Consider the following 15,710-nt stretch of genomic DNA (forward strand, 5'->3'; position numbering starts at 1 on the left):
GGACGCTCTCCCTTCTATGTGAAAATCATAAAGATCTTGTAAAGACACCGCAACTACTTAGTAATGTTTGACGACCTGTGGCAATACTTAAGTAGAATTACGTAATCCATAAGTCGCATAGCGGCAGGCTGGCAAATTCAGTTACTTCCTGCTCTGTTGCCGGAGTGGTAAACTTTTGCCAGTCTAGTAGAAAAAGGGTTGCTATGAATCAGCAAATATCAGCTCAATCGCAAAAGCTTTTACTCCAAATTGGCAGAAATATTCGTCGAACCTTGGATGTCCATACCATCTGGCAGCAAACAGTTAACACTCTGGGAGAAACACTAGGCGTCAGCCGCTGCATCATTTGTCCCTATGAAAGTTCTAGCCTACAAGTCAAAGTAGCTGCTGAATACTGCCAAGAAGCATTTTTACCAATGCTGGGAATGGAAATCTCGCTCACAGCAGCACCTCATTTCCTTCAAGCTCTAGCCACCCTCGAACCGGTAATAGTAGACTCCTTTGCAGCTAATGACCCTTTTGGTCCGCAGTCGCTGCTAGTGGTGGCTACCGCTTACCAAGAGCAACCTAACGGCATAATTAGCTTGCATCAGTGCAAGGATCGATCGTCGGGAAAGGGTAATGCCGATCGACCTTGGACTCAATCGCAGATCGAATTCGCACAAGAACTTGCCGAGCAAGTAGGAAGTGCGATCGCCCTCGCCACCCTCTACCAAGAGCGCAGCAAGCGAGTACAAGGACTATCCCAGCTCAAAAAGCAATTTTTGTTGAAGGCGTCCCACGAGCTCCGCACTCCCCTAAATCACATCATCGGCTATTTACAACTAACCATAGACGATCAAGCTGACGATCCGATAGAGGAGAGAGATTTTATCCAAGAAGCTCACCGTTCGGCTATCCACCTTTCTCAAGTAATTTCCAATATCTTAGATTACATTGAGTTAAGTGAAGCTTGCCAAACTCACGCAGAGTTAGCCACTTTCAGGACTCAGGATAAATCAGGATCTAAATAAACCTTCTAGTGGCGTATTTAACAAGTCTAATATTTACCGTGCCAACAAGTTTTACCGGGAAAAAGCTGACACTTTATCGCTAGATTCCCTCACTAAATTCGGTAGCTGCTTCATCAATTATTTTTAGGGAATTATAGTTTTACAGACTACAGAATAGCAACTACTACACGTAGTAGCCCGGTGTATTTATCAGATTATGTCCGGTCCAACGACTCCCATCAAATAGGTTATTTTACCGGAAAATATTGCCAGCATAAGATTGCACTTTCCCACTTTTAATGCTTTTAACTTGTGCTTGATAGAATTACCCCCGGCCATTTTTTTTCGGAGTTTTTGGAGGGCTGACATAGCGCGCCCAAAAAGGTTCCTCCATATCTTTCATCGCTGCTAGTTTTTGGCGCTCTTCCTCTATGCGCTTGCGTTCTGAAAGATCAGAAAATATATTGATACTGCCGACAGTCTGACCGCCCGCATCTCGGACGCGTGCGGCAAACAGCCAAACATCGATCGAACTACCGTCTTTTTTCAACAAAGATATTTCTAAACCGTTTTGCGGTTTGCCATTAGACGCAGACTTTAGCAGCGCGTAAAAATCTTGCTTTTGACCTTCTGGAATATTCGGTAAAGGTTTCCCTAAAACCTCAGCCGCAGTCCAGCCAAAAAGTTGTTCGGCAGCGCGGTTCCAAACAACGGTATTGCCGTCATTGCTGGTACAGTTAATCGCCAGCGGCGCCGATGCTATCTGGGCTTGCAAAACCTGGTTAACGAGTTGCAGTTTCAATTCTACTTGCTTGCGATCGGTAATTTCCTGACAAGCGCCCCACAAACGGACAACCCGTTCAGCAGTTTTGTCCCACACCACTTGCCAGTAATCCCGCACCCAGCGCACCTCGCCTTTTTGATTAATAATGCGATACTCATTAGCTCCAGTGCGGCTGAAAGTACAGCCTTCTAATTGTTTAATTAACATTTCCCTGTCATCGGGATGAACGAGTTCGGAGTTCCACCAACCAAACGATTCTAATTCTTCAGGAACGATCCCGGTGCAACGCTCAAAAGCTTCTGTCGCCCACTCGCAGGCGAACTTGCCGTCGGGCATTCCCTTAAAAGAATAGGCAAAATCCGAAGTAATTTGCGACATAACTCTGTAGTGGACTTCCGACTCTCGGACTGCGATTTCAGCTTGCTTTCGTTCCCCTATTTCCCGCGAATTAATTATAATTCCCTGCACGCTAGAATCGTAAAGCAAACTGTTACCTATCGACTCCATATAGATCCAAGAACCATCAGCGTGGCGTTTCCGATATTCGATGGCCCCCCCAATTCCTGGAGATTCTAACAACTTACCAAAATACGTCTGCCAAGCCAGCAAATCGTCGGGATGGATTAACTCGCCGTGAAATTTGCCAATTCTTTCTTCTGGGTTGTAACCCAAAAGCCGCTGTAGGGCTCCGCTGTGGTATCGAACTCGCCCGTCCGAGCCAACAATGCTAATTAGATCGGGAGAATTACGCAGCATAGCTTGCAGTTTGGCTTCACTTTTAGTTAAGGCTTGATGATCCCTGCGATGCTGGCTGGTCTGTTTTTCCAACTGCTCCCGTAGTTGTCTAATTTGCCCTACTTGCTGGGCTACAGTTCGTTCCAAGAGGCGATTATTTTTTTCAATTTCAACCAACTTGGCGGCGTTATTTGTGGCGCTTTCAAACAAGCGGCTGCCTGCAATATCCTGTAGAGAATTTGATAAATTTTCCAAAATTTTTGTGAAAATTGCCTGTTGCGGGTGTGGCAATTCCCTAGCTTGTTCCTGCAATGTTTCTAAGTGTTTGTAGACAGTTTCTAGCATTTTATTAAGGGGGAATCTAATAGTTGCCTGCGGGTGAAGCCCCTAAAAAGCGGACACAAGTTTTTTCAACACAACCCATAACTAAGACTGGTGTCTGGCGATCGACCCATCGCGTTCTCAATAACCAGGGATTTTGGGACTTTATTTTCAAATCATAGCAACCGATAGAGAAAGTAAATTCTTGTTGTGCCCTAATTGCCAGCCCAGCACCACCCCCAAGAAGTGCTCGCCAGGAGTGCGGGTAACTCCCCTACCCAGTGAATGTGGGGCTTCTCGCGGTTAAGCTAAACTAGATGGGTGTCAAGAGAAAGAGGGATTTATGACAGAGCAAGCCAACGCTCGCGATTTGTTTCGCGCTGCTTACGAACACCGCTATACCTGGGATGCCAATTTTCCCGGTTACAGCGCCGATATTGAACTCAAACAGGGCGACGAAGTATATACGGGTCATGTTTCCATCAAACCTGACATGAGCGTGGAAGTCAGCGGCATTGAAGATGAGGAAGTGCAGCAAAGCGTCTACACCCAAATGCGCGATATTGTCACCCACCGCAAACGCTCGACATTTGAAAAATCTCACGGCAAAAATAGCTTTACCCTGGGTGAGAAAGACAGCACCGACGCTGTGGACATCTTGGTGCAAGGCGACTCAATGGGCTCGAATTATAAAATCCGAGGTCTCTCAATTTGTCAAGTCAGCCGAGTGATGGGCCGCATGGCTTTCGTAATTGACACGCACAAAAGCTTAGAGACACCCGAAGGTTCTTTGGCGAGCCACTACGATGCCGTTTTCCGCAACCCTCAAACCGACGAAATCATCAGAGAACTCGAATTTGAAGATACCTTTGAGAAGATAGGCGACTATTATGTCATGACCAAGCAAGTAGTTCGAGCCAAAGAAAAAGGTCAACTGACAACAACCGAGTTCAACTACTCCAACGTCAAACTGCTAGAACCAGCAGTAGTCTAGAGCGATCAAAAACCCGATTTCTTAAATAAAACGGGCTTTTTTGGTTAACGTATGAGAATCAACTTGATTTGGCAGCAAGTAACGCTACGATCGAACGAGAGAGCGAATTCCGATCGAGCATCAGCGTGACAGAAACCGGGTTTCGTGCCGCGGGCTCACCTGAGTGCCTAAGTATTTTATCAAAAACCCCGGTTTCTTAAATCCTGCGCGGGTTGAGAATGCTGCCCTTGGCTCAAATCGAACACAATCAACTGCAAGAAATCTTCACAGAGACGAAATATGACACTAGCACTAACCAGAGATAACGTCGAAACAGTTCTTGATGAAATGCGCCCCTACCTGATATCCGACGGCGGCAACGTCGAACTCGTAGAAATTGACGGCCCAGTGGTACACCTGAGACTGCAAGGAGCTTGTGGCTCTTGCCCGAGTTCCACAATGACTCTGAGAATGGGCATTGAACGTCGCCTGCGCGAGGCTATCCCAGAAATTGCTGAAGTCGAACAGGTAATGTAATTACAATAGTCCGGACAGTTTTTATATGGCCCAATGGCTTATTCTGGCTTGACTTCGCAGCCCCTGTGGATAATTAAATCAATGTCAGCTCCACCCCTGACGTGGCATTTAATTCGACTTTATTTATGATCCTTGCCCCGCGTAAGCTTGGAGTCTCGTTCCCAAAACTGTCCGGAGTATTGTAATTAGTCAGTTGGCAATTAGCAGTTGGCCGTTGACGGTTGACTGTTGACGGTTGACTCTTACCAATTACCAAATTTAATTGCCAATTACCAATTACCAATTACCAATTACCAATTACCAATTACCAAATTCAATTACCAAATTCAATTACCAATTACCAAATTCAATGTCTCACCCCCTTTATGTAGCCTTCATTTGGCACCAACACCAACCGCTCTACAAATCCCGAGTATCAGCTAGCGCAGGAACAGCCCAGTACCGACTGCCTTGGGTGCGCTTGCATGGAGTCAAAGACTACTTGGATTTAGTTCTCCTTCTAGCAAAATATCCCAAACTGCATCAAACCGTAAACCTGGTTCCGTCCTTGATTTTGCAGATAGAAGACTGCCTCGCAGACAAAGCATTAGACCCTTACTTGGCGGTGACATTAAAGCCAACAGAAACTTTAAACATCGCAGAACAAGAGTTCATTTTAGAACACTTCTTTGACGCCAATTACCACACCCTGATTCAGCCTCATTCCCGCTACGCTCAACTCTACACTCAGCGGCAGGAAAAAGGCATTCAGTGGTGTTTGGCAAACTGGAAATTGCAGGATTTTAGCGACTTGCTGGCGTGGCACAATTTAGCTTGGATTGACCCGCTGTTTTGGGACGACCCCGAGATTGCAGGGTGGCTGAAACAAGAACAAAATTTTAGTTTGGCAGACAGAAAAAACATCTACTCAAAACAAAAAGAAATCCTCGCTCGTATCATTCCCCAGCACCGTAAAATGCAAGCTGAGGGACAGTTGGAAGTCTCAACAACCCCCTACACGCACCCGATTTTACCGCTGCTTGCCGACACCAACGGCGGCCGCATAGCCATTCCAAACATGACGCTGCCAAAACAGCGGTTTCAGTGGGAAGAAGATATTCCCCGACACCTGAGAAAAGCCTGGGAAATGTATCAAGACCGGTTTGATTGCCAACCGCGCGGTTTGTGGCCGTCGGAACAAGCAGTCAGCCCGGAAATTTTGCCCTATATTGCTAAACAAGGCTTTAAATGGATAGTCTCGGACGAAGCAGTATTGGGTTCGACAATTAAACACTTTTTTAACCGCGACGGGGCGGGGAATGTCTACGAACCCGAACTGTTATATCGTCCTTACCGTTTAGAAACTCCTGACGGCGATTTGGCAATAGTATTTCGAGACCACCGATTGTCTGATTTGATCGGGTTTACTTACGGTTCGATGGAACCGGAAAAAGCAGCATCAGATTTAGTGGGACACTTAGAAGCGATCGGCAGAACTCTCAAAAACCGACAGTCGGGCGGCCAAACAGCTTTAGAAACTCCCTGGTTAGTTACGATCGCCCTAGACGGAGAAAATTGCTGGGAATTCTATCCCCAAGACGGCAAACCGTTCTTAGAATCCCTCTATCAAACTCTCAGCGATAATCCAGATATCAAATTAGTCACAGTCTCAGAATTTCTCGACAAATTCCCAGCAACCGAAACAATTCCCGCAGCCCAACTGCACACCGGTTCCTGGGTGGACGGTTCCCTCACAACTTGGATCGGCGATCCCGCGAAAAATCGCGCTTGGGACATATTAGGGCCCGCGAGACAAATGCTGGCAAACCATCCAGAGGCCACAGAAGAAAGCAACCCAGAAGCTTGGGAAGCGCTTTATGCGGCCGAAGGTTCCGACTGGTTCTGGTGGTTTGGCGAAGGCCACACGTCGAACCAAGATGCCATGTTCGACCAGCTATTTCGAGAACACGTAGCGGGAATTTACGAAGCTCTTGGCGAACCCGTGCCCCCGGAAGTGCGACGACAAGTAGAGGTGCACGAGGTTCAAGGCGACCACCTGCCGCTGAGCTTTATTCACCCGGTGATTGACGGTATCGGCAACGAACAGGATTGGGACAAAGCCGGTCGGATTGAAGTTGGGGGAGCAAGGGGTACGATGCACCGGAGCTCGGCAATTCAGCGGCTTTGGTACGGGGTTGACCACTTGAATTTTTACATTCGCGCCGACTTCAAAGCAGGGGTGCGGCCGGGAATTGATTGCCCGCAGCAGTTAAATTTGTTTTGGTTTTATCCCGATCGCACGATGAACAACAGTCTGATTCCGCTGTCGGGTTTGCCGGACGAAGCACCACTAAACTATCGATTCCACCATCAGTTAGAGATTAATTTGCTGACGAAATCGATTTGGTTTCAGGAAGCAGGAGAGGGCGATGAGTGGCATCCCCGCATCAGCCGGGCCCAAGTGGGATTGGATAAATGTTTGGAGGTAGCAATACCTTGGGGGGATTTGCAAATTATGCCCGACTGGTCGCTGCGACTGATTGCGGTTTTATCGGAAGGAGAGCGTTACTCTACCTGTATGCCGGAAGATACTCTGATTCCGATCGGAATGCCGTAAAAAGTCATTAGTCCTTAGTCATTAGTCATTAGGCTGTAGGGGCGGGTTGCACCAGCTTTCAGAGAACTGACAACCCAGATAAATATAAACCCGCCCCCTGAATTAGTCATTAGTCATTTCTTTCACCAACAAACAATTAAATGATTATCAAATTATTATATTAAATAGGCGCTTTAACTCTGGCTACATAATGCCTTGATCATTTCGAGAACGTCCGGTCGATCAAGGGCTATAAAATTTGTTTGTAGTGAGGGTGCATCCCTCATAAAAAAGAGGACTTAAGCCCTCACTACAAAACATATAATGGTTAATTTACCGGACATCATATCATTAGTCATGGGGAAATAAACAAACTAATGAGCCGCATTTTACTCTTGGTCGATCGCCAACAACAACCTAATTTGCCGATCGCACACCTCAACACCGAGCATGAGGTGATCGTACTCGATCGGGCTTTAGATCCCAACTCGGAATTTCCCTTTCCCCAAATCGCTTTTGACTTGTGCATTCTCGACGAGGCAAATTTTGATCGCATCGGACCGCTGGTAGAATCATTAAAAGCTGCCGCCGAGCCGATATTTTTACCCTTCTTGCTTGTTAGTAAATCCCAAACGCCTGCTCTTTCTGAGCAGCCCTTTTCGCAGCAGGCAAAACAACTCGAAGGAAGAATAGACGATTTGATAGTAAGTCCCGCAGAACCTGCCCAACTGCACTTGCGGGTAGAGAATTTGTTGGCCCGCAGGCGGCTGTCGGTAGAACTCCACAGACTTCAGGAAGTAATTAAAGAACAGACTTTTACAGAAAGTTTGTTAATCAACTCGGTGCAAACGGCAAACGAAAACCTGCAACGGGAAATCGCCAAGCGGGCGGAGGTAGAAACTGCACTGCGAGAAAACTCCTATCTTGACTCGCTGATCAATGCCATGCCAGATATTGTCTGCTTCAAAGATGGCGAGGGCAGGTGGCAGGAGGCAAATCAAGCGATATTGGAAATGTTTGAGCTAGAAAAGATAGACTACCGCGGCCTCAAAGATTCTCAGCTAGGAGAACTCAGCAGTTTTTACCGAGAGGCGCTACAGGCGTGCGAGGTGAGCGATCAAGAAGCGTGGGAAAAAGGTGAACTTTCTAGGGGAGAAGAAGTGATTCCTCGCTCAAACGGTACTGTGAAAATCTACGATGTGATTAAAGTACCTGTATTTCACCCCGACGGCAGACGCAAAAGTATAGTGATTTTGGGTCGTGACATTACTCAACACAAGCAAACTAGAGACGAACTCGTGCGCTTGGCGTCGATTGTCGAGTCTTCCGACGACGGCATCGTGGGCAAAACCCTCGCCGGGACCATTCAGAGCTGGAATGCAGGAGCCGAGAAGATTTACGGCTACTGTGCGGCGGAAATCAAGGGGCAGTCGATCGAGATTTTAGCAATACCGGAACGCCCCAAGGAAATGCCCCAAATATTGGAAAATATTAGGGCTGGAGCCACCATCGACCATTACGAAACCGTGCACTTGCGGAAAGACGGCCAACACATAGATGTGTCCCTGACGATTTCTCCGATTAAAGACGCCACTGGAGCGGTAACGGGCGTTTCCACCATCTCTCGCGACATCAGCGACAGCAAGCGAGTCGAAAAAGCCTTTGAACAACTCCGCCACCAAACAGAAATGATTTTGTTCTCCGCAGGAGAAGGAATTTGTGGGTTGAACAAAGAGGGAAAAGTAACTTTTGTCAATCCTGCGGCGGTGAGAATGGCTGGGTGTGAATCAAAGCAATTGATCGATCGACCACTCTATGAAAGCTTACACCGTTCACAGGAAGAAGGCTCAAAGGGGATCAAGCAACTCTCACCTGCAACAGACATCAATTCAGGCTCTGAACGGGTTCCACACTGCGCAGCACCGCAGGCGGGCAAACTGCTGTCTCAGCGGGTAAGTTCTCAAATTTTAGCCACCTTGGAAGACGGAGAGGCCCGGCGCGTCACCGATGAGGTTTTTTGGCGGCGAGACGGCAGCAGTTTTCCGGTTGAGTACGTTGTTGCTCCGATGCGAGAAGAAGGCGAAATTATTGGAGCTGTGGTGACTTTTAAGGATATCACCGATCGGCTTGCCGTCGAGCGCATGAAAGATGAATTCATCTCTGTTGTCAGCCACGAACTGCGGACGCCCATGACCTCAATTCACGGCGCCCTCGGTCTCCTCAACAGCGGTCTGCTTGACGCTTACCCCCAGAAAGCTAAGCGGATGCTGGAGATTGCTGTCACTAACACTGACCGTTTGGTGCGCTTGGTCAATGACATCCTAGATTTAGAGCGGATGGAGTCGAGTTACAGCACTGCTATCAAACAAACTTGTAATATGGCTGAGCTGATGTTGCAGGCGGCTGACGAGATGCAGGGAATGGCTCAGCAGGCGGGAGTTACTCTGTCGGTGAAGCCTGTGGGGGCGCAATTGCAAGCTGTTCCCGATCGGCTAATTCAAGCCTTGACAAATTTGCTCAGTAATGCTATTAAATTTTCTCCCTCCGGGGCTACGGTTTGGCTGAGCGGGGAGTTGACCCACAATCCGGATGTGCCAGAAAAAGCAGGGTACAAGCCGGTGTCGTCCCCGTCTTTGTTGTCTCCTAAGCCTGCCGCCGCGCCTCCGCACTTGCCAGGGACGAGCTCGTCGTACATCGTGATTGCTGTGAAAGACCAAGGGCGAGGTATTCCGCCAGACAAACTGGAGATGGTCTTTGAACGCTTTCAACAGGTTGATGCTTCTGATTCTCGTCAGAAGGGAGGTACTGGTTTGGGGCTGGCTATTTGTCGCAGTATCGTGCAGCAGCACGGGGGCCGGATGTGGGTGGAAAGCGTTTTGGGGGAAGGCAGCACTTTTTTCTTAACTCTGCCAGTTTTAAGGGAGGGGCTTGCAACTGAAAGTTAATTTCTACTGATCAGGTGTACCCAAAGTTAGTGATTTTCTGTCGATTGTTCGTGAGAGTCATCGAGAAACAATCTCAGCCTTTTATGCCGTTCGGGGACTGCGGGCAAAAATCGCGATTTGAGGTAGAAAAGTGGCTTTTTTTGGGGGGGAAATTTTACAGCAACCGCGCCCGAGGGTTAGGATGTTCTTAATTGTTGAAACCCAGGCGGTCGATGGCAACGGAGGTGTTCTTTTTTCCTTCTTTTTACCCGCTCACGAAGCCTCCGGGAGGCGAAGGGCCTTCAACATCTGCTATACAGTTTTGAAAATTTACTGTAAAGTCCGATCGGGTAAGATAATTTGCTTTACAAAATATTCACATTTCGCCTCTAGTCTGTGATCAGTTCTCATTCCTAAAAAAATGTTAATTTTGACTGCCAAGCGCATCTTGGTTATTGACGATGCGGAAGATATTCGGGAAGTGGCTCAAGTCAGTCTTGAGGTGGTGGGGGGCTGGGAAGTCCTGACAGCGAGTTCGGGCCGCGAGGGTGTTGCTAAGGCTCTTGCCGAACAGCCTGATGCTATTCTGTTGGACGTGATGATGCCCGACCAAGACGGGCCTACTACTTTTCTACAGTTACAAGCTAATAATGCTACGCAGCACATTCCGGTAATTTTATTGACGGCTAAGGCTCTCGCTGGGGACAGGCGGATGTTCGCGGATTTAGGGGTTGTGAGCGTGATTGCTAAGCCTTTTGAACCGATGTTTTTGGCGGCTCAGGTCGCTGAAGCTTTGGGCTGGGAGCAAGAATAGATCGATCGCCGGCATTGAATTGTGCAGCTTTTCAAGCAGTAGTTTTGCAGGCAAAGAGAGCTAAAAAAACTTGGTTTCTTTTGTATTGTGCCTCAGCTAGAATCAGGTCGATCGCTCGGCATATCTGTGGGGACTTAGGGGCTGTGCCTTTTGTCCTGTCAGCTTAAAACTAAAAACCGCAGTCCGGCAGAGGCGTTTCAACCCTGCCGCTCTTTGAGGTGAAATTGACACAAATAGGTGATGCCTAAGTCCCTATTTCTAGAGCGTTCATTTAAGCGGATTCGGCCTCAGCCATAATCTCAGTATTCCTACTGATTTATCGAAAAAATATAAGCTAGCAGGATTATTTTACTTTTTGTAACAACTCACTCGTCTTCATAAGTTCTTCAGGTTTTAGTTTTAAGTTTAAGCACATGGTCAGGGATCGCTCCTGACTGTTGGCAGACACATTGGGAGAAGACGACTATGCCCTCAGCTTACATTTTGCTACTAATAGTTTCTCTGGCAGCAGTCTGGATTTACTGGCAAACCTCTCAAGATATTTTTGTTCTTGTGGCTTGGGCTGGACTGGGTTGTTTTATTTGGGGTTTCTCTTGGGCTCCTTGGAGCGTTCAGCTTCTGATTGTGGTGTTGCTGTTGAGCCTCCAAAAGTGCTACTTGCGAGACGCTCAAAGTTGTGAGTGAAAGAGATTTTTTATTGTTGTGTCTGGAGTGGAGATGCACCGGCACTCGTCAATCTTTGTAATGATTCGGTTATCGCTGCATTATCTTAAAAAAGGTTTAAAATATCATGAATAGTTGCCCTTGTTGCTCCTCTAAATTGCTCCGCCACGCTCGCCACAATCGCGTTTATTGGTTCTGCTCGCACTGCTGGCAGGAAATGCCGGATCTGTCGGAGATGATTTTAGGTAACACTGCGGGAACTCACAAACGAGACGGCTTGGTAAAGCTTCCTGCTTTGACTCCTAAATTGAGAATGTTGGATGCGGTAGGAAGGGCTTAGTTTGCTGGAGTTAGTCTCGTTAGTCTCGCGATAAATATGGAGACGGAAAAGATTTTTGATTGTGCTATCGGTTGGATTTTTTGATAGAAAATGCAAAAGCCCCCTTCCGTGTGAAGTGAAGGGGACTTATTAGCGGGGGGGCTTTTGCACTTGTGAAGGGGTCGATCGCCGGAATTTCAGCTATTGTATGCAGTTAAGCTGATTACATCAAACCGATTTGAGAGAGAATGCCTTGACCGGTGAGGAATTCCGTAGCTAAGCCGATAACGAAGCCCAACATTGCCAAACGACCGTTCCAGGTTTCAGCAAACTCAGTAAAGCCAACTTTTGCGTCTTTGTTTTCCATGACCAGAAACCTCGTTTAATTTCAACCTTATGTAACTAAACTTAACACAGCAATAGAAACTTTGCAACATATTTTTACATTTACTGTTCAACTGCCGGAGATAAGCGGGATGGGCTTGCAGGGAGAGGGGCTCGCTAGGGGAGGGGGAGAGATTGACATCGAGCTTCGCTGTCTGCTACGCTTGAGGGAAATCATTGGATCATCAAAATTCCAGTGCGGAGCGTGGGCTGCTGTCTCACCTATCGTATATGTATATTTTCTTACACATATGCTTCAATATGTGATTAGTAAATAACATTGCTAAGTATTTATCTAAATATCTATTGCAGTTGTCTATTAATCTCATATAGATGTATACATATAAGAATATTTACATATACGGTAGATGAGACATCAGCTCACACCTAGCGTCACCTGAAAAGTGTTTGCTTAGTGTGAGTTGTTCTCATTTATGAATTTTCCGACAGAAAATTATCCATATAAGATAAGTAAATTAGAAGTAGCATTAATCCCTACTTTTAAATCTTATTTGTTTGGGAATATTCATCTCTTGCCAATCCCTAAGCAACATTCCTTATGTGCTGGATAACTGATGTTTCAATGCTGTTGTAAACAACAAGCAAAAGGAAACCGAAATGAATCCAAAGCAGAAGCATAACAAGAAGCAAAAACTTATCGATGATTATGGTCATAACTGTTGGTGGTGTGGTAAATGTCTCCCAAAAAATCAACTGACTATAGAACATTTGCGCCCCAAAAGTCTCGGTGGATCTGACTGTCTAGAAAACCTACGACTTGCTTGTCTTTCATGCAACCAGTCTCGCGGAAACAGTCTCTACCCTCCCAACTGGGTAAGGGGTAATTGTTTATAGGTAACATCTCAATTCAACACCCCGGTTTTTCAAATAAACCGGGTTTTACCCAGAAATAAAAAACCATAATATTCCCTAAGCAATCGAGAGAAGGAAATAACAAAGATGGCCATGAACAATAACGAACGAGTTGGCAATGCTTTAAAATTTCTATGTCAGAGATTGTACCCTTATGTGGAACAGCAAATGCAAGCATTTTACGGCGAGCGCTGGCTGGCAAAGGCTCAAGATTGCTTAGTAAACAATAAAATACCCAAAAGAAAAATAATAGATAATATTCTGCGTGAAGATGTTTTGACCCTGTTATCAGTCATGTCCAAGCAGTGGGATAATGTCTTCAAAAAGCATCTAACTCCTTTTGAAAATGCTCTAGTGATTGAACTTATAGAAGTTCGCAATAATTGGGCGCACAATTCCTCATTTTCTAGTGAAGACACCTATCGCGCTCTCGGCAGTATTGCCAAACTACTTAAAGCTATATCTGCCTCAGATGCAGATATTAAAGAATTAGAAAAGCAAAAACAAGATGTCATGCGACTTCTTGCTCAAGAGCAAACTCGTCACGAGACTCGAAGTTCTTCTGCTGAAGAATCTCGCTTTAGAGCAAGTTTAGCAGAATTACTAGAAACACTAAATTTTCAGGATGCTTCTTTGTTAAACCAGGCACTTACTCACAGATCCTTTCTTTTTGAAAATCCGAAAGAAGTAAGTGAAGACAACGAGCTACTAGAGTTTCTTGGTGATGCCTTGTTAACTTTCCTGAGCGCTGAGTATCTCTATCGTGATTATTCAAATAAAAGTGAGGGTGAACTGACTTGCATACGTTCTGCGTTAGTAGATAAGGCACAGTTAGCGAAGTTTGCGATCGAGTTAGACATTGGCAAATGGATGCGGTTAAGCAAAGGTGAAGTAACAAGTGGAGGAAGAACAAAGAACACGCTGCTTAGTAATACTTTTGAAGCTGTTATCGGCGCGTACTTTCTCGATTCTGGTATTGAGGCTGTCCGTGAGTTTGTAGAGCCGCTGTTTACTTCAGTAGTTGAAAACTTCTTGTCTCTTACGCCTGATATCGATTCCAAACACCTTGTAGATTCAAAAAATCGGTTTCAGGAATGGGTACATCGCAATATCGGGTCAATTCCACCTCAATACATCACAATTAATGAGGCTGGCCCTAGTCATGCTAAAGAATTTACTGTTGAACTGCGGGTGAATGATAAGCTGTACGGTCAAGCTACAGCTAGCAGTAAAAAAGACGCTGAAAAGCTGGCTGCTGAAGCTGCACTGAAAAAAATAGAGCTAATGTAAAGACTTTTTCCCTACAATTGATTTGCTGAATAACTAAACAAACAAAAATGCCACAAATTCCAAAATTTCCCAAACTTCCAAAATTTAAAAATGAATCACTTTTAAGTCGCGCGCTCACTCACCGCTCCTACGTCAACGAACACCCAGAAGCAGGCGAACACAATGAGCGACTAGAATTCCTCGGCGACGCCCTGCTAGGTTATCTAGTCGGTGAAATCTTGTACAAGCGCTATGAAGATTTTAGCGAAGCTCAATTAACTCGCTTGCGTTCTGGATTAGTCGATCAGGATCAGCTAGCAAAGTTTGCTGAGCAACTAGGTATAGGCAAGTTAATGCGCCTGGGAAAAGGGGCTGAAAAAGATAAAGGTCGCCAAAATCCCTCTTTGCTTTGCGATACTTTTGAAGCGATTATTGGTGCGTACTATCTCGACTCAACCATGAAATCTGTCCGCTGCTTTGTTCAAAAGCTGTTTATTCCAGTTGCTGAGAGTATGGTTTACCCTGAGTCCGATGCTGGGCCAAAAAACCTTGTAGACTCTAAAAATCGATTTCAGGAGTGGGCTCTGGCAAAATTCGGTCAAAACCCCGAATATTCAATCATTGATGAGGAAGGCCCGGATCATGCCAAAGAGTTCACTGCTGAAGTGTATGTCAGCGGTAAAATGTACGGTGTTGGCAGGGGTCGTCGCAAACAAGATGCCGAAAAAAATGCCGCCGAAGATGCGCTAGCAAAGCTGAAAAAACGCGGACTGATCTAAACTTGAAAACTGGGGTAAAAACTACTAGGTTTTTTGTGCGATTCCGGCGTTGGCCAAGCCATTGAAGACGATCGCCCAAATTGATGGCCAGAGCACACAATGGGCTATAATCAAGACTTGCGTAAGTGTTACCGCCGTCGCTTGAGGGTTGCAATGACAGAAATTCGTTGACGAGTGCCCGATTGTTGATCGTAATTTTGGGAAATATCAGAGCAATTCATGTCTACTCAAAACCCGACTACCCTAACTGTTGAAGAAGCACAGGAAATCCTCAAAGATTTCACTTGTCTGGATATGCAATCTGTAGCATCGTCGCTGGAAAAACAGGCCCTCCGTCAAGCGATTTTGCTGGTAGCCAGTTTGTCGGATTATCAAATGTTGGGAGTGTGCGCTTCTTCGACGGATGAGGGGTTTTTAGCTTTAGAAGCTTATTTGAAAGCTTTGGGATATCAAGCTGTTTTAGATCCCAATGCTGTCTCGACCTTTGCGGGTTCGGTTTATATTAAGTTTAATACTTTGAAGGGGTCGTATTATGTTGACGGCTATCCCGGAACTTACCGGGGCGTTTTGATTTCGTGTCAATCTTCCTCAGAAGGTGGAGTTAGTGGCACTTACGGTCATTTACCTCTCGATTTATTTGTTGATTAATTTGTCAGTAGTTATTAGTCAATCGATTGATTAAATTGAATCAAAAACCGACTGGGGACTAAGCTTTAGGGTGCGTCAGCCGATCGCCCTTCGATTCACTTGAATCAAACAGCGAGTGAC

General features: G+C 46.0%; 14 protein-coding genes. 12 read left to right on the forward strand and 2 right to left on the reverse strand.

The features are described 5' to 3' along the window. Positions 1–203: 203 nt before the first annotated feature. The gene (locus tag QT996_RS09385) at positions 204–1,013 is read left to right on the forward strand and encodes a GAF domain-containing protein (protein WP_333046067.1); all 810 of its coding nucleotides are present in this window, start codon (positions 204–206) and stop codon (positions 1,011–1,013) included. Between the two features lie 304 nt (positions 1,014–1,317). Here QT996_RS09385 and QT996_RS09390 read toward each other — a convergent pair whose 3' ends face one another. Continuing rightward, complete coding sequence (locus tag QT996_RS09390; protein ID WP_333046068.1) at positions 1,318–2,856, reverse strand: PAS domain S-box protein; 1,539 nt, start codon at positions 2,854–2,856, stop codon at positions 1,318–1,320. A 319-nt stretch (positions 2,857–3,175) separates the two neighbouring features. Between QT996_RS09390 and QT996_RS09395 the strand changes: the two genes are divergently transcribed. The 7 genes from QT996_RS09395 to QT996_RS09425 all read left to right on the forward strand — a co-directional run bounded on the left by QT996_RS09395 (position 3,176) and on the right by QT996_RS09425 (position 11,658). After that, positions 3,176–3,826, forward strand: coding sequence for a DUF3386 domain-containing protein (locus QT996_RS09395; protein ID WP_333046069.1), 651 nt, complete (start codon positions 3,176–3,178; stop codon positions 3,824–3,826). A 279-nt stretch (positions 3,827–4,105) separates the two neighbouring features. Next, the gene (locus tag QT996_RS09400) at positions 4,106–4,342 is read left to right on the forward strand and encodes a NifU family protein (RefSeq protein WP_006632519.1); all 237 of its coding nucleotides are present in this window, start codon (positions 4,106–4,108) and stop codon (positions 4,340–4,342) included. A gap of 349 nt (positions 4,343–4,691) precedes the next feature. Then, on the forward strand, positions 4,692–6,938 hold the full coding sequence (locus tag QT996_RS09405) for a glycoside hydrolase (RefSeq protein ID WP_333046070.1): 2,247 nt from the start codon (positions 4,692–4,694) through the stop codon (positions 6,936–6,938). Between the two features lie 356 nt (positions 6,939–7,294). Next, positions 7,295–9,862 carry a PAS domain S-box protein gene (locus QT996_RS09410; protein ID WP_333046071.1) on the forward strand — a complete coding sequence of 856 codons (2,568 nt, stop codon included), beginning with the start codon at positions 7,295–7,297 and terminating at the stop codon, positions 9,860–9,862. A 400-nt stretch (positions 9,863–10,262) separates the two neighbouring features. After that, the gene (locus tag QT996_RS09415; RefSeq protein WP_333046072.1) at positions 10,263–10,655 is read left to right on the forward strand and encodes a response regulator; all 393 of its coding nucleotides are present in this window, start codon (positions 10,263–10,265) and stop codon (positions 10,653–10,655) included. A gap of 465 nt (positions 10,656–11,120) precedes the next feature. Continuing rightward, the gene (locus QT996_RS09420) at positions 11,121–11,339 is read left to right on the forward strand and encodes a hypothetical protein (protein ID WP_333046073.1); all 219 of its coding nucleotides are present in this window, start codon (positions 11,121–11,123) and stop codon (positions 11,337–11,339) included. 106 nt (positions 11,340–11,445) lie between these two features. Next, the gene (locus QT996_RS09425) at positions 11,446–11,658 is read left to right on the forward strand and encodes a hypothetical protein (RefSeq protein WP_333046074.1); all 213 of its coding nucleotides are present in this window, start codon (positions 11,446–11,448) and stop codon (positions 11,656–11,658) included. Positions 11,659–11,860: 202 nt separating this feature from the next. Here QT996_RS09425 and QT996_RS09430 read toward each other — a convergent pair whose 3' ends face one another. Continuing rightward, positions 11,861–12,004 carry a chlorophyll a/b-binding protein gene (locus tag QT996_RS09430; protein ID WP_015176459.1) on the reverse strand — a complete coding sequence of 48 codons (144 nt, stop codon included), beginning with the start codon at positions 12,002–12,004 and terminating at the stop codon, positions 11,861–11,863. Positions 12,005–12,639: 635 nt separating this feature from the next. Between QT996_RS09430 and QT996_RS09435 the strand changes: the two genes are divergently transcribed. From QT996_RS09435 to QT996_RS09450, 4 genes are all read left to right on the forward strand, one after another. Then, the gene (locus QT996_RS09435; RefSeq protein ID WP_333046076.1) at positions 12,640–12,876 is read left to right on the forward strand and encodes an HNH endonuclease; all 237 of its coding nucleotides are present in this window, start codon (positions 12,640–12,642) and stop codon (positions 12,874–12,876) included. Positions 12,877–12,987: 111 nt separating this feature from the next. Beyond that, positions 12,988–14,184, forward strand: coding sequence for a ribonuclease III (rnc, locus tag QT996_RS09440; protein WP_333046078.1), 1,197 nt, complete (start codon positions 12,988–12,990; stop codon positions 14,182–14,184). A 47-nt stretch (positions 14,185–14,231) separates the two neighbouring features. After that, positions 14,232–14,942, forward strand: a complete 711-nt coding sequence (gene rnc / locus QT996_RS09445) for a ribonuclease III (protein ID WP_333046079.1) — start codon at positions 14,232–14,234, stop codon at positions 14,940–14,942. 219 nt (positions 14,943–15,161) lie between these two features. Next, positions 15,162–15,590, forward strand: a complete 429-nt coding sequence (locus tag QT996_RS09450) for a DUF1824 family protein (RefSeq protein WP_333046081.1) — start codon at positions 15,162–15,164, stop codon at positions 15,588–15,590. Positions 15,591–15,710 lie beyond the last annotated feature (120 nt).

Origin of the sequence: Microcoleus sp. S13C4 (assembly GCF_036700865.1) — a bacterium.
GTDB lineage: Bacteria > Cyanobacteriota > Cyanobacteriia > Cyanobacteriales > Microcoleaceae > Microcoleus.